The organism is Streptomyces sp. NPDC002730 (assembly GCF_042888805.1).
Classification (GTDB): Bacteria; Actinomycetota; Actinomycetes; order Streptomycetales; family Streptomycetaceae; genus Streptomyces.
Genome location: NZ_JBIAQG010000025.1, coordinates 22927 through 36217, shown reverse-complemented (window position 1 = coordinate 36217; position 13291 = coordinate 22927). Strand labels below are relative to the sequence as shown.

At 70.3% G+C, this 13291-nt stretch carries 5 protein-coding genes and 1 pseudogene; 3 read left to right on the top strand and 3 right to left on the bottom strand.

From position 1 onward, the window contains the following. Window positions 1-44: 44 nt before the first annotated feature. From ACFYXH_RS40155 to ACFYXH_RS40145, 3 genes and pseudogenes are all read left to right on the top strand, one after another. Window positions 45-6398: pseudogene (locus ACFYXH_RS40155) on the top strand (type I polyketide synthase); the annotation flags it as partial. 150 nt (window positions 6399-6548) lie between these two features. Continuing rightward, window positions 6549-7100 (top strand): hypothetical protein, encoded by a 552-nt coding sequence (locus ACFYXH_RS40150; RefSeq protein WP_389574157.1) that lies wholly within the window; start codon window positions 6549-6551, stop codon window positions 7098-7100. Window positions 7101-7214: 114 nt separating this feature from the next. After that, window positions 7215-8435: a glycosyltransferase gene (locus tag ACFYXH_RS40145; RefSeq protein ID WP_327326568.1), complete on the top strand. Its 1221-nt coding sequence runs from the start codon at window positions 7215-7217 to the stop codon at window positions 8433-8435. 126 nt (window positions 8436-8561) lie between these two features. Here the strand turns inward: ACFYXH_RS40145 and ACFYXH_RS40140 are convergent, their stop codons facing one another. Genes ACFYXH_RS40140 through ACFYXH_RS40130 form a run of 3 tightly spaced genes read right to left on the bottom strand, consistent with a single transcriptional unit; the run spans window position 8562 to window position 13031 of the window. Next, on the bottom strand, window positions 8562-9248 hold the full coding sequence (locus ACFYXH_RS40140) for a 4'-phosphopantetheinyl transferase (protein WP_389574153.1): 687 nt from the start codon (window positions 9246-9248) through the stop codon (window positions 8562-8564). Further along, window positions 9245-10216 (bottom strand): metallophosphoesterase family protein, encoded by a 972-nt coding sequence (locus ACFYXH_RS40135; RefSeq protein WP_389574151.1) that lies wholly within the window; start codon window positions 10214-10216, stop codon window positions 9245-9247. Before ACFYXH_RS40135 ends, ACFYXH_RS40140 begins: the two co-directional genes overlap by 4 nt. Next, window positions 10197-13031, bottom strand: coding sequence for an AAA family ATPase (locus ACFYXH_RS40130; RefSeq protein WP_389574148.1), 2835 nt, complete (start codon window positions 13029-13031; stop codon window positions 10197-10199). Before ACFYXH_RS40130 ends, ACFYXH_RS40135 begins: the two co-directional genes overlap by 20 nt. Window positions 13032-13291 lie beyond the last annotated feature (260 nt).

Below are 13291 nucleotides of genomic sequence, written 5' to 3'. Positions count from 1 at the left end.
GAAGAGACGTCACCATGTCCAACGAGGAAAAGCTCCGTCACTTCCTTAAGCAGGTCACGGCCGATCTGCACCAGACCCGCCAGCGCCTCGGCGAGCTGGAGGCCGGCGCGCACGAGCCCATCGCGATCGTCGGCATGAGCTGCCGTTTCCCGGGCGGGGTCGAAGACCCCGACGGGCTCTGGGAGTTGGTGCGCGACGGCCGCGACGGTGTCACGGAGTTCCCCACCGACCGCGGCTGGGACATTGCGGCGCTGCAGGGCTCCGGCAAGGGGGACGAGGGATACACCTCCGACACCGTGTACGGCGGATTCGTGCACGGCGCCGCCGAATTCGACCCCGCATTCTTCGGTATTTCGCCGCGCGAGGCGCTCGCGACGGAGCCGCAGCAGCGGCTGCTGCTCGAAGCCTCCTGGGAGGCGTTCGAGAGCGCGGGTATCAACCCGGCCGAGCTGCGTGGCAGCAGGACCGGTGTGTTCGCGGGTCTGATGAACAACACCGACTATCTGGCGCAGGCTCCCGTTCTGCCGGAGGGCGTCGGCGGCTTTCTGAGTACGGGCACGTCCGGGAGCGTCGCCTCCGGCCGAGTCTCGTACACCTTCGGTCTTGTCGGCCCGGCCGTGACCGTGGACACCGCGTGCTCGTCCTCGCTGGTGACGCTGCATCTGGCTGTTCAGGCGCTGCGCAACGGCGAGTGCTCCATGGCGCTGTCGGGCGGCGCGACCGTCATGTGCGCGCCGGGCACCTTCATTGAGGTCAGTAAGCAGCAGGGGCTGGCAGCGGACGGCCGGTGCAAGGCGTTCTCGGAGGACGCGGACGGCGCGGGCTTCTCCGAGGGTGCGGGCATGCTTCTGCTGGAGCGGCTCTCCGACGCGCGCCGTAATGGCCGCCGGATCTTTGGCGTCATTCGCGGTACGGCGGTAAATCAGGACGGCGCGTCCAACGGCCTGACCTCGCCGAACGGCCCCTCCCAGCAGCGCGTCATCCAGGAGGCGCTGGCCAACGCCCGTCTTGCGCCCGAGCAGGTGGACGCGGTGGAGGCGCACGGCACCGGGACCACGCTCGGCGATCCGATCGAGGCGCAGGCGCTGATCGCCACGTACGGGCAGGGGCGCGACGCCGAACGGCCCTTGTGGCTCGGCTCGTTCAAGTCCAACGTGGGTCATACGCAGGCTGCGGCGGGTGTCGGCGGCGTCATCAAGATGGTGATGGCCATGCGGCACGGCGTGCTCCCGAAGACGCTGCATGTCGGCGAAGTGACGCGGAAGGTCGACTGGTCCGGCGGTTCGGTCGCGGTGCTCACCGAGGCGCGACCGTGGCCGGAATCGGATGAGCCCCGTCGCGCGGGTGTCTCCTCGTTCGGGGTCAGCGGCACCAACGCGCATGTGATCCTGGAGCAGGCCCCGGAGCCGGCGAGCGCGGCAGCCGCACCACTGACCCAGGCCGACACAGCCACCGTCGTGGAGAACTCCCGGCCGGCCGCCGCCCGCCCGCTCCCGCAGGCCCCCTCGCCCTGGCTCCTGTCCGCCAAGTCCGAGCAGGCACTGCGCGGCCAGGCCGGGCGCCTTCGAGCCCATGTCGCGGCCCGGCCCGAGCTGGACCCGGCGGATGTGGCGCACTCCCTGGTGGCCACGCGCGCTTCGTTCGACTACCGGGCCGCCGTGGTCGCCGACGACCGTGAAGGGCTGCTGCGCGGTCTCGCGGCGCTCGCCGACGGCACTCTGGAAGCCGGCGAGCAGCCCGAGGGTGCGCAGCTCGTCCGGGGCATGGCCCGCCCGGACCGGAAAATTGCCTTCGTCTTCCCGGGTCAGGGCTCGCAGTGGCTCGGCATGGCCGCCGGTCTGCTCGAAGCGTCGCCGGTGTTCGCGGCCTCCGTCGCCGAATGTGACGCGGCCTTCGCCGAGTTCCTGGACTGGTCGGTTGCCGACGCGCTGCGCGGGTCGAAGGGCGCACCGGACGCCGAACGGCTCGATGTGCTCCAGCCGATGCTGTTCACCACGATGGTGTCGCTTGCCGCGCTGTGGCGCTCCTGCGGTGTCGAGCCCGCTGCCGTCGTGGGCCACTCGCAGGGCGAAGTCGCCGCCGCGTATGTCGCGGGCGCGCTCTCGCTCCAGGATGCCTCCCGCATTGTCGCGCTGCGCAGCAAGGCGCTGCTCGCGCTGATCGGCAAGGGGGCGATGGCGTCCGTGCTGGCCCCGGTGGAGTCCGTACGGGAGCAGATCGCGCCGTATGGCGACCGGCTGTCGGTCGCGGTGGTCAACGGGCCCGGCGCGTGCGTGGTGGCCGGTGTGCCGGACGCCGTCGACGAGTTCGTCGCCGCGATGGAGGCCGCGGAGATACGGGTCCGGCGGGTGCCGGGTGCGCTCGGTGCCGGACACTCCGCGCAGGTCGAGCCGCTGCGCGAGCAGATCCTTGCCGATCTTGGCCCGGTCGTGCCGCGCGCGGCTCGGGTGCCGCTGTACTCGACCGTCACCGGTGAGCTGCTCGACACCGGCACCATGGACGCCGAGTACTGGTACGAGAACATGCGGCGGACGGTTGAATTCGACCGCACTGTGCGTGAGTTGCTGGCGACCGGTCACCAGATGTTCATTGAGGTCAGCCCGCATCCGGTGCTGACAGTGCCGCTCCAGGGCATCCTCGAGAGCGCCGGCAGCGAGGCCGCCGTCTTCGGCACGCTGCGACGCGACGAGGGCGGCTCGCAGCGCTTCCTCACCGCCCTGGCCACCGCACATACCGCAGGCGCTGAGCCCACCTGGGACGCCGTGATCACCCCCGGTCGTGAGGGGCGGGTGGAGCTGCCGACGTATGCGTTCCAGCGCAGCCGGTACTGGCTGGAGCCGGGGCTGTACGACGGTGATGTGACCTCCGCCGGCCTCGTTCCGGCCGGTCATCCGCTGCTGGCCGCTGCCATCGAACGAGCTGACGAGGACGGTCTGTTGCTCTCGGGGCGGCTCTCCCTGCGGACGCATCCCTGGCTCGCGGACCATGCCGCGCTGGACACGGTGCTGCTGCCCGGAACGGCCTTCGTGGAGCTGGCCCTGCATGCCGGCGACCGGGTCGGCTGCGGTGTGCTGGAGGAGCTGACGTTCGAGGCCCCGCTGATCCTGCCCGAGCAGGGCGGCGTCGCGGTGCAGCTCGTGGTTGGTGTCCCGGACGGTACGGGGCGGCGCAGTGTCAGCATCCACGCCCGCCCCGACGATGTTCCCGGCGAGCAGCCGTGGACCCGCCACGCCACGGGCACCCTCGCCGGATCCGCCGCGCCGGCGTCGTTCGACTTCACGGTCTGGCCGCCCGAGGGCGGCGAGGAAGTGCCCGTCGACGGGCTGTACGACGAGTTCCACGCCGCCGGAATCGGCTACGGACCGGCGTTCCAGGGGCTGCGCGGTGTGTGGCGGCGCGGTTCGGAGATCTTCGCGGAGATCGACCTGCCGGAGGAACTGCACTCTGCGGCACAGGAGTTCGGTGTGCACCCCGCTCTGTTGGACGCGGCGATGCACGCCGTGGCGGCCGGGACGGTCGACGGATCGGACGGGGCGGAGACGGGCGGGCTGTGGCTGCCCTTCTCGTGGCGTGGCGTCAGCCTGTACGCGACGGGCGCGAAGGCCCTGCGAGTCCGTTTCGCTCCGGTCGAGGGCGAGGACGCGCTCTCCCTCCAGGTCGGTGACGCCACCGGGCGTCCGGTCGTGGCCGCCGACGCGCTGGTGGTGCGGCAGATCTCGGCCGAGAAGCTGAGTGCGGCGAGCACGCGCCACCACGAGTCGCTGTTCCAGGTCGACTGGGTGCCTCTGCCGCTGTCGGCGGTCGGCGCGAAGGCGTCGTACGCAGTGATCGGTGAGGGTCTGGCCGGTGCGGCGGGCGCGAGTCACGCCGATCTCGGCGCCCTGACTGCCGCGTTGGCGGCGGGCGGCCCGGTTCCGGAGCTGGTTTTCGCGCCGTTCGGCCTGGAGGCCGGCGCTGAATCCGGCAGTACGGGCGGTACCGCCGCGGCCGCGCACCTCGCGGCCCGTGAAGCGCTCGAGTTGGTCCAGGCGTGGCTGGCGGACCAGCGTCTCGCAGATGCGCGTCTTGTCGTCGTGACCCGGAACGCGGTTGCCACCGGACCCGACGAGGACGTACCGGGCCTGGTCAACTCCCCTGTGTGGGGCCTGCTGCGCTCCGCCCGCGCGGAGAATCCGGACCGGTTCATCACTGTCGACCTCGACGGTGAGCAGTCCTCGGCCCATGCGCTGTGGGCCGCGGCGGCCTCCGGGGAGCCGGAGATCGCGCTGCGTGCGGGCAGCGCGCTGGCACCGCGGCTGGCGCGGGTTCCGGTGGCCGGCGAGACCGGCCCGGAGACGGATCCGGCAGCCAAGGGGACGGGGACGGACGGCACGGTCCTCGATCCCGACGGGACCGTGCTGATCACCGGCGGCACCGGCACTCTCGGCGCCCTGGTGGCTCGTCATCTGGTGACCGAGCACGGCGCGCGCCGTCTGCTGCTGACCAGCAGGCGCGGCGCCGATGCCGCGGGGGCCGCCGAGCTGACGGCCGAACTCACCGGGCTGGGCGCCGATGTCCAGCTGGTGGCCTGCGACACCTCGGACCGGGCCGCGCTGGAAGCGCTGTTCGCCGGTGTGCCTGCCGACCGTCCGCTGACGGCGGTGGTGCACAGCGCCGGAGTGCTGGACGACGGTGTCATCGACGGGCTCACTCCCGAGCGGCTGGCGAAGGTCATGCGCCCCAAGGTGGACGCCGCGCTCCATCTGCACGAGCTGACCGAGGGCCTGGACCTCTCCGCCTTCGTACTGTTCTCGTCCGCGGCCGGTGTGATGGGCAACCCTGGCCAGGCCAACTACGCGGCCGCCAACGCCTTCGTCGACGCCCTCGCCCAGCACCGGCGCATCAGGGGGCTGCCGGCCACCTCGATGGCCTGGGGCCTGTGGCTGGACAGCCTCGGCGTGATCAGCGAGGCCAACGGCGAGGACGCCGCCGCGCGCACCGGCAACCGGATACCCGGTCTCAGTTCGCAGGAGGGACTGGAGCTGTTCGACGCGGCGTGGCACCACGAGCGCACCCTGTTCGTACCGATGCGGCTGGATCTGGCCGACCTGCGCACTCAGGCAGATCCGGAAGGTGTGCCGCCGCTGTTGCGCGGTCTCGTCAAGACCGTCGCACGGCGGTCCGGCGGCGGGGCGCAGACCTCGGGCCCGTCGCTGGCGGAGCGGCTGGCCGGGCTGCCGGAGCACGAGCGTGGCGCGGCGATGCTGGAGTACGTCCGTATGCAGGCTGCTTCCGTCCTCGGATACGCCGACGCGGATGCGGTGGCGCCCACCCGCCGGTTCCTGGAGATGGGTTTCGACTCGCTGAGCGCCGTCGAACTGCGCAACCGGCTCGGCGCCGCGACCGGAGTACGGCTGCCTGCGACCGTCGCCTTCGAGAACCCGACCTCGGAAGCGCTGGCCGCCTATCTCACCCGGGCGATGGGGTCCGCGGCCGAGCCGCGTCCCGCAGCAGGGGACGCGCCCGCTGTGGGCGCCGGGCAGGAGAGTGTGTTCGGGGCGATGGCGCGGCGTGCGGGCGAGGTGGGACGGCTGCAGGAGTTCGTCACTCTCCTCACCAGCGCCTCGGAGTTCAGGCCGTCGTTCGAGTCGTCCGCGGAGCTCTCGGGCGAGCTGGACATGGTCCGGCTGGCCAAGGGCGAGTCCGGCGCCGAACTGATCTGCATCCCCTCGGTCCTGCCGATGTCGGGGCCGCACGAGTACGCCCGGTTCGCCGCCGCGCTCCGTGATGTCCGCAATGTATCGGTGCTGCCGGCGCCCGGTTTCGTACCCGGGGAGCCGCTGCCGGCGGATGTGGACACGCTGGCCGTGGCACACGCCGAATCGTTGCTCGCCCATACGGACGGGAAGCCGTTCGTGCTGGCTGCGCACTCCTCGGGTGGCATGCTGGCGCATTCGCTGGTGAGCCGGCTGGAGTCCTTGGGCGTACGGCCGCAGGCGCTGGTGCTGATGGACATCTATCCGCTCGATGCGCGGGCGTTCACGGGGGTTCAGGCGCGGATCGGGGGCGTCGGGTCGCCGGACGGCGAAGACAGGCCGGGCTCGGGACCGGACTCCGGCTCGGGTGCGGCGGCAGGCGGTCTGGGGGCGCTCGGCGATGTGCGGCTCACCGCGATGGCGGGCTACTTCCGCATCTTCGGCGACTGGGAGCCGCAGGCCATCGCCACACCGACGCTGCTGGTGAGGGCTTCCGAGCCACTGCCGAACTGGCGGCACACAGAGGACTGGCAGTCCTCCTGGCGGCTGGAGCACAGCGCGCTCGACACCGCGGGCGATCACTTCTCAATGATGGAGGAGCACGCCGGCAGGACCGCGCGGACCGTGCACGAGTGGCTGTCCCAACTCGACCCGTCGGCGTAGCGGTCTGCCCGGGTCCTCCCTGCGGAGGGCATGAGGGGGTGGAAACCGAAGTCTCGGTCTCCACCCCCTTTCTCCACCCGTGAACTCAGGACCGAAGACCGCGCGGATCCTAGTCTTTCAATACACCCAAGAACGAATCGGAGGTACGCAGTGACTGACGCCATGTTGGATGCTCTGTTCCTGAGCGGGATCCTGATCACCATCGTCCTTGCCACTCAGGTGGGGCGGCATCGCTTCGGAGTCCTCAAGCTGCTCATGCCACTTGGACTTGTGGCCTATTTCGCCTATGACATGCTCCACAACCTCAAGGCGACGCAGCCCAATCTCACGTCGGCCGGCGTCGGCATCGCCATTGGTGCGGCAATCGGTGTCGGACTGCTCTACACAATGCGGGTCGAGAACGATGCGGCCACCGGAAAGACCTACACCCGGGCCGGTTGGAGTTACCTCGCAATCTGGATGGCGGTACTCGTCGGTCGCCTCAGCTTCATCTGGTCGCTGGAGAACATCGATTCATTCCGGGCCGATTTCGGCAAGTGGACCGTTGAGCAGCAGATCGACCCCGACGGGGTGGCTGCCTTCTTCGTCCTGATGGCCATGGCGATGGTTCTGGTCCGCACGGTTGGCGTCGCTATTCGCTGGATGCGTCGCCCGCGGCCCGTGGCTCCCGCGCAGCGGACCAGGCAGCCCAGCGCAGTCTGACCCGGGTAACGGGAGGGGCGGATAGGGGTTGTCGCCCCCTCCCGCCGGCCGGAATTATTCACTCCAGGAAATTCGGCCGGTGCGTAACACACTGAACGTCAGGGAGATTTGGAAATGCGAGTTTTCTGCACGGTGACCGGAACACAGGGGCACGCCAATGAGGTGCTGCCGCTGGCCCGGGCGCTGGCCGAGGCGGGCCACGAGGTTCTGGCCACAGTGCCTGAGCATTTGGTTCCCGTATTCGAAGGCGCGCCTGTCACCGTGAAGCCGGTAATGCCGAGCATTCCGGAGATCATGCACTCTATCTTCTCTCTGCGGGACCGCTTCAAGGACAGCAATCCGGGCGAAGAGATCGTCGTCGACAACCGGCTGCAGATGATCCTTTGGGGCGGCGGCCCGCATATCACCACCACCTTCGAGCGGATTATTCCGATCGCCAGGGAATGGAACCCCGATCTGGTATTGCGGGACGGCGGCGAACTGACCGGTGTGCTGGTCGCCGAGGCGCTCGGCATTCCGCATGTCTCATGCCCTTCGGGACCGACGAATGTCATTGATCCCGAAGGTCTGCTGCCTTTCCTGAACGAGCGGCGCGTGGAAGTCGGGCTCGCCCCCCAGTCGGAGCCGTGGTCGGTCTACCCCCTCGACCGCATCGACTGCGTCCCCGAGACGTTCTCCTTCACCCGGTACCCGGCGCCGGAGGCGTTCGCCTATCAGCAGCCCGCGGCGCTGCACGGAACGCAGAGTCTTCCCGCCGAGCTGGCCGAACTGCCGGGCGACCGCCCGCTGGTGGTGGCCTCGGTGGGCAGCGCGCTGCCCACGGTGATGGGCATGAAGGAGCAGGGCATCGAACCGCCCGAGGGCATGCTCCACCCCTCCGACACGCTGCGAGCCATCATCGAAGGGCTCTCCGCACTCGACTGCTACGCCGTCGTGGGCACCGCCGGCTTCCCCGTCGACGGCGTCACCGTCGGGGACAACGTGATCGTGATGGACTGGCTGCCGCAGCAGCAACTCCTTGAGTGTGCACAACTGTTCGTGACGCACGGTGGTTACAACAGCGTCCGCGAGGCCATCCGGCAGGGTGTGCCCATGGTGTCGCTGCCGCAGTTCGGCGACCATCTCCACAACTCCGAGCGGCTGGCGGAGCTGGGCCTCGGCGCCCATGTCACCGATGTGACTCCCGAGGGTGTTGCCATGGCCTGCAAGCAGGTGCTCGGCGACGACCGGATCCAAGCGGGCATCCGCAGCGCGCACCGGCAGATGCTCGGTCTTCCCGGTATCGACGAGGTCGTCACCCATCTCGAGTCGCTCGTCGCCGCACACACCTCATGACCAGAGCCTGATATCACGTCAGGTTCGCATAAGCCCGCTGCCGGCCCCCCGTCCGGCAGCGTCCGGCGGGCGCCGGTCCGATTGACCATCGGAACCGGCGCCCGCCTTCTGCGTGCCTGCGGACTGCTAGCTGCGCGCGGGCACCTGGGCCTCCAGTGCAATCGCGGTGATGAGCAGCCCGTCCCTGGCCAGCCAGCGGCCGGTGAAGCCCGTCAGCGGTCCTCCGTCGGGCAGGCGTCCCGGGCGCAGGATCCGCGCCGAGAACAGTCCGGACGATTCGGTGTCATAGCTGAAGGTGATCTCCGCGTCGTCGAAGTCGATCTCCCGCCAGGTGAGCGGGAACCAGGTCTTGTAGACGCACTCCTTGGCGCTGAACAGCAAGCGGTCCCGGTGCGCGGGGCCGATCGTCGCCGGGGACAGCGCCCATGCGGCCTCACGCGGCAGCGCGATCGCCTCCAGCACCCCGTCGGGCAGCGGCCCGTCGGGTTCCGCGTCGATTCCGATCGCCAGGATGTCGTCCGCCATGGCCAGCGCCGCCGCGCGATAGCCCGCGCAGTGCGTCATGCTGCCCACCACGCCCGTCGGCCACAGGGGCACATTGCGCACCCCTGGCATCACCGGCGAGGGCAACAGCCCCAGACCGGCGAGCGCGCGCCGCGCACACGCCCGTACGGTCGCGAACTCCGCACGCCGCTCGGCCACCGTGGACGCGACCAGGGCCGCCTCCTGCGGATACAGACCCGCCTCGGGCTTGTCCCCGTCCTCGAACGCCTCGGCGCAGACGACCGTCTTCGGCAGCAACTCGTCGATCATGCCCGGCCCTTCAGCCGACCCGTGACGCCCGCCTGGGCCGGAGGCTCTTCCGTGAACGGAGCGATCCGGCGCAGCAGCCCCCGCGGGTGGCCGCGTTTGCGCCACTCGCGCGGATAGCCGATCGAGACCTCCTCGAAGCGGACCCCGTCGTACCAGGTGGTGCGCGGGATGTGCAGATGCCCGTAAACCACGGCGGCGGTGTTGAAGCGTATGTGCCAGTCGGCGGTCAGCTCGGTGCCGCACCACTGGGCGAACTCCGGGTGCCACAGTATGTCCGTGGGCTGCCGCACCAGCGGGAAGTGGTTCACGAGTACAAGGGGGACGTCCGGGTCGTGGGCTGCCAGTCGGCGTTCGGTCTCCGCCACGCGCGCCCGGCACCAGGCGGCTCGGCCGGGGTGGGGGTCGGGATGGAGCAGGAACTCGTCCGTGCACACCACGCCCGCCTCGTAGGCACGCGCCAGCGACTCCTCCTCGGTGGAGACTCCGGGTGTCCGGAAGGTGTAGTCGTAGAGCACGAAGAGCGGGGCGATGGCGACGGGCCCGCCCGGGCCGTCCCACACGGGGTACGGGTCCTCCGGCGTCACCACGCCCAGGCTTCTGCAGAGCTCCACCAGATGCCGGTAGCGGGCTTCGCCGCGGAGTTGGACCGGGTCCTCGCGAGGTGTCCACAGTTCGTGGTTGCCCGGCGCCCAGATCACCTTGGCGAAGCGGTCGGCCAGCAGGCGCAGTGCCCGTTCGATGTCCTGCGTCAGTTCGGCGACGTCTCCGGCCACGATCAGCCAGTCGCCGTCGCCGCCAGGGCGCAGCGACTCGGTGATCGGCCAGTTGTCGGCCATTCCGACATGCAGGTCACTCACGGCAAGGAGCTGTCGTCCGGCGCCCTCGGACGGAGCGGGCGCCCACTCGGGCGCGGAGGCTTCGGGCACAGCAGGTTCAGGAGTGGGGAGTTCAGGCGCAATCGGCGACATCGAAGTCCAAACTGGTCGGCAGGTCCTGGCGGCGCCTGATGTTGATCTTCCGGTAGACCCGGGTGAGGTGCTGTTCCACCGTGCTGACGGTGATGAAGAGCTTGCTGGAAATCTCGCGGTTGGTGTGGCCCAGCGCTGCCAGCCTGGCGACCCGGCGCTCGGCCTCCGTCAGGGCCTCCTCCGCACGGTTCTCCGTCCGTATGGTGTGCTCCGGCGCGGCGGGGACGGTGCCCGGCCCGGACGGGGCGACGCGGGCCGTGGTGGGCTGGGGCGCCCGGAACAGTTCGTACGCACCGCAGATGTCCGCCACCTGTCCCGCCTGCCGTACCAGCCCACGCCCCTTGACCGGTTCCCCGAGCCGCTTGTAGGCCCGGCCGAGGTCGGTCATGGCCAGGGCCATGGTGTACGAGTCGCCGACGTCGCGAAGCAGTCGGACGGCCTCCTCCAGCAGTTTGGGCCGGTGCGGGAGGGGACGCGCGGCCGCCAGCACCCGCAGGGCGGCGCCCCGGGTCCGCAGATGCTTGGGATGTGTACGGGACAGTTCGTCGTCGAGCAGAGCGACGGCCCGCTCGGGGTTCTTCAGTTCCAGCCAGGTCTCCGCCGCCCTGGTCCGCCACGGCACCAGGGTGGGTGAGTCCATGCCCCAGGCCTTCATGAGTTCGCCGCACTCCATGAAGTCGGCGAGCGCGGCATGGTGGCGCCCTGTCCGCAGTTGCAGTGCGCCACGCGCGTGGAGGTAGGAAAGTCCGTAGCGGGTCCGGAACATCGAGTCGGGTACGGGCCGGTCAAGCAGCTCGGCCGCCGCCTCGTGGTGCCCCATGTGTGTGCGGGCCTCCACCAGCACCGACAGAGGAAGTCCGATGGCTACGCCCCATCCGTGCGCCGGCAGCCGCTCCAGTGATGACTCGGCCTGCTCCACCGCGTCGGTGAGATTGCCCTGCCGCAGGGAGATGAGCGCCCGGAAGGCCGTGAGCAGGGCCGGGGCACGCCCGCTGCGGGCCTGCACAAGCAGCCGGTCGCACCAGCGGGCCGAGGAGCTGAGCAGATCACTGAGGACGAGGGTGCTCAGCGCGGCCAGCAGCGTCTCGACGGTGGCCTCGGTCAGCACGGTGGACCGCAGGGTCTGTTCGGCGTCCGACACCGCGGACGCCTCCGCCCGGAGACCGAGTACGGAATTCAGCGCGCCGAACGCCTTCACCGGCGCACTGACCACAGCAGCGGCGGTTGAGGTGGACGTGGTGGTGAACTTCGGTTCGGACCGCTGTTCGTCGTGCGGCACCTGGTCGCTTGCGGTGAGCGCACCCGGGTAGGTGCCGGCCATCTGCAGCCGGGTGGCGTTGATTTCGTCGTCGAGGCGCGGTGCGTGCGTGGCGGCCACGGTGGTGCTCGCCACCCGGAAGGCAGCGGTCGCCTCGTCCACGTACCCGTACCACATCAGCTGTGGCACCAGCCGCAGCGTGTAACGCAGCGGCAGCTGACCGTCGCGGGCCGGCAGGGCCAGCGACTGCACCTGTTGTGCGGCGGTCGCCGGCTGATGACGCCAGTTGAGCTCGGCCAGTTGGGCCCTGATGGACAGCCGGGTCGGCTCGTCGCGGCAGCAGCGCTCGGCCATCTGCAGGCATCGCATCGCGAAGTCGGGCTCGGCGGCGGCCAGCGCCTGGTGCGAGGCGTCCTGGAGGACTCGGCACACCCATGCCTCCTCCGCCTGTCCCCGCAGATCCTGGGCCAGTAGCTGGGTGGCGACCCGCACGGAGTTCGCGCCGCGCTGGTGCAGCAGCTTGGCCGCCCAGTAACGCAGCTGCGCGGCCTCCTCGGCCGGAAGGTCCTCCAGTACGGCCTTCTCCATGGCTTCGTGGCGGAACTGCTGGTCCTGGAGGATGCCCGCCTCCTCGAGGGCGGCCGCGGCCGGCCGGACCGTGTGGTCCTCGACGCTGAGAAGCAGACCCACGTTCGGCGAGGTCGACGGCTCCTGGAGCAGTGCGAGACCGCGCGCGACGGCCAGGGCGTTGTGACCGCTGCGCTGGACACATCGCAGCGCGGCCTGCCGGAAGAGGTCGCCGGCCTGTGGTGTCCCGCCTTCCCGGCGGGCGGCCGACGGCACGAACTGGTCCGCGGCCAGCGCCCTGACCAGCAGCGGGTTGCCACCCGTTGCGTGATGGAAGTCCGGTGCCAGCCGGGCGGCCTCGGCGGAGGGGAACCGGTCGGAGAGTACCCGCCCGACGCCCTCGACGCCGAGCGGGCCGAGCCGGACGCGCAGCAGTTGGTCACGCTCCAGCAACTCGTCGGCGGAGAAGGCCGCCCCGGTCGGCGCGGGCCCTTCTGTCACCACCACGGACAGGGCGGTCAGGCCGGAGTGCCGCAGCAGATACCGCAGGACCTGGAGGGACTGGACGTCCGCGAACTGGATGTCGTCGACGGCGATCAGCACATGCCCGGCAGCGGCCGGTCCACCGAACCTGCGCGTCAGTTCACGCAGTACCCGCAGGGGAACCTGGGAGGCCGGCGCGGAGGGCTCCGTGGTTCCCTCGCAGTCCCGGGCTGTCCGGTACCCCTGCTCCGCCTCCGGCGGCATGCCCTGCTGGAGCTGTTCCAGGACCGCGTACGGCAGGCTCTGCTCCGTGGGTGCGGCCACGGCGCTCACGACGGTGACCTGGTTCGCCGCAGCGAAGTCCGTCAGCGCGTGCAGGAGTTCGGTCTTGCCGATACCGGCCGCGCCGCTGATGACCGCGAGACGGGGGCAGGGTCTTGTCGCCCGGAGATTCGCCTCGAGAAACTCGCGGAGTTGTGCCGATTCCTTGTCCCGATGTATCCCCATGGCCACGTGTCCTTCCCCTCCGTCGCACGCGAGTGGCGATGAGGTACGGACACGCCAGCGGTCGGCTGGTCGATCATGTACTTCGTGCTTCCCCGTTGCGATGTGCGCAGTGCCGGCCGAGGCCGCTGTCCCGGCCGAGGCCGGGATCCGACTGCCACTGCGCTTCCCCGTTGCAACCCCGCCGTGCGGGGGTACTGCCCCCGGTTGCTCCGCGGCGGCCCCGCGGAGTAGTTGGGGTGACCGGACCATCATCTCCGGTC

Excerpts from the sequence above, each read along its gene's own strand:
- ACFYXH_RS40140 (WP_389574153.1), bottom strand. The coding sequence starts at position 9,248 with ATGATCGACGAGTTGCTGCCGAAGACGGTCGTCTGCGCCGAGGCGTTC.
- ACFYXH_RS40145 (WP_327326568.1), top strand. The coding sequence starts at position 7,215 with ATGCGAGTTTTCTGCACGGTGACCGGAACACAGGGGCACGCCAATGAG.
- ACFYXH_RS40135 (WP_389574151.1), bottom strand. The coding sequence starts at position 10,216 with ATGTCGCCGATTGCGCCTGAACTCCCCACTCCTGAACCTGCTGTGCCC.
- ACFYXH_RS40130 (WP_389574148.1), bottom strand. The coding sequence starts at position 13,031 with ATGGGGATACATCGGGACAAGGAATCGGCACAACTCCGCGAGTTTCTC.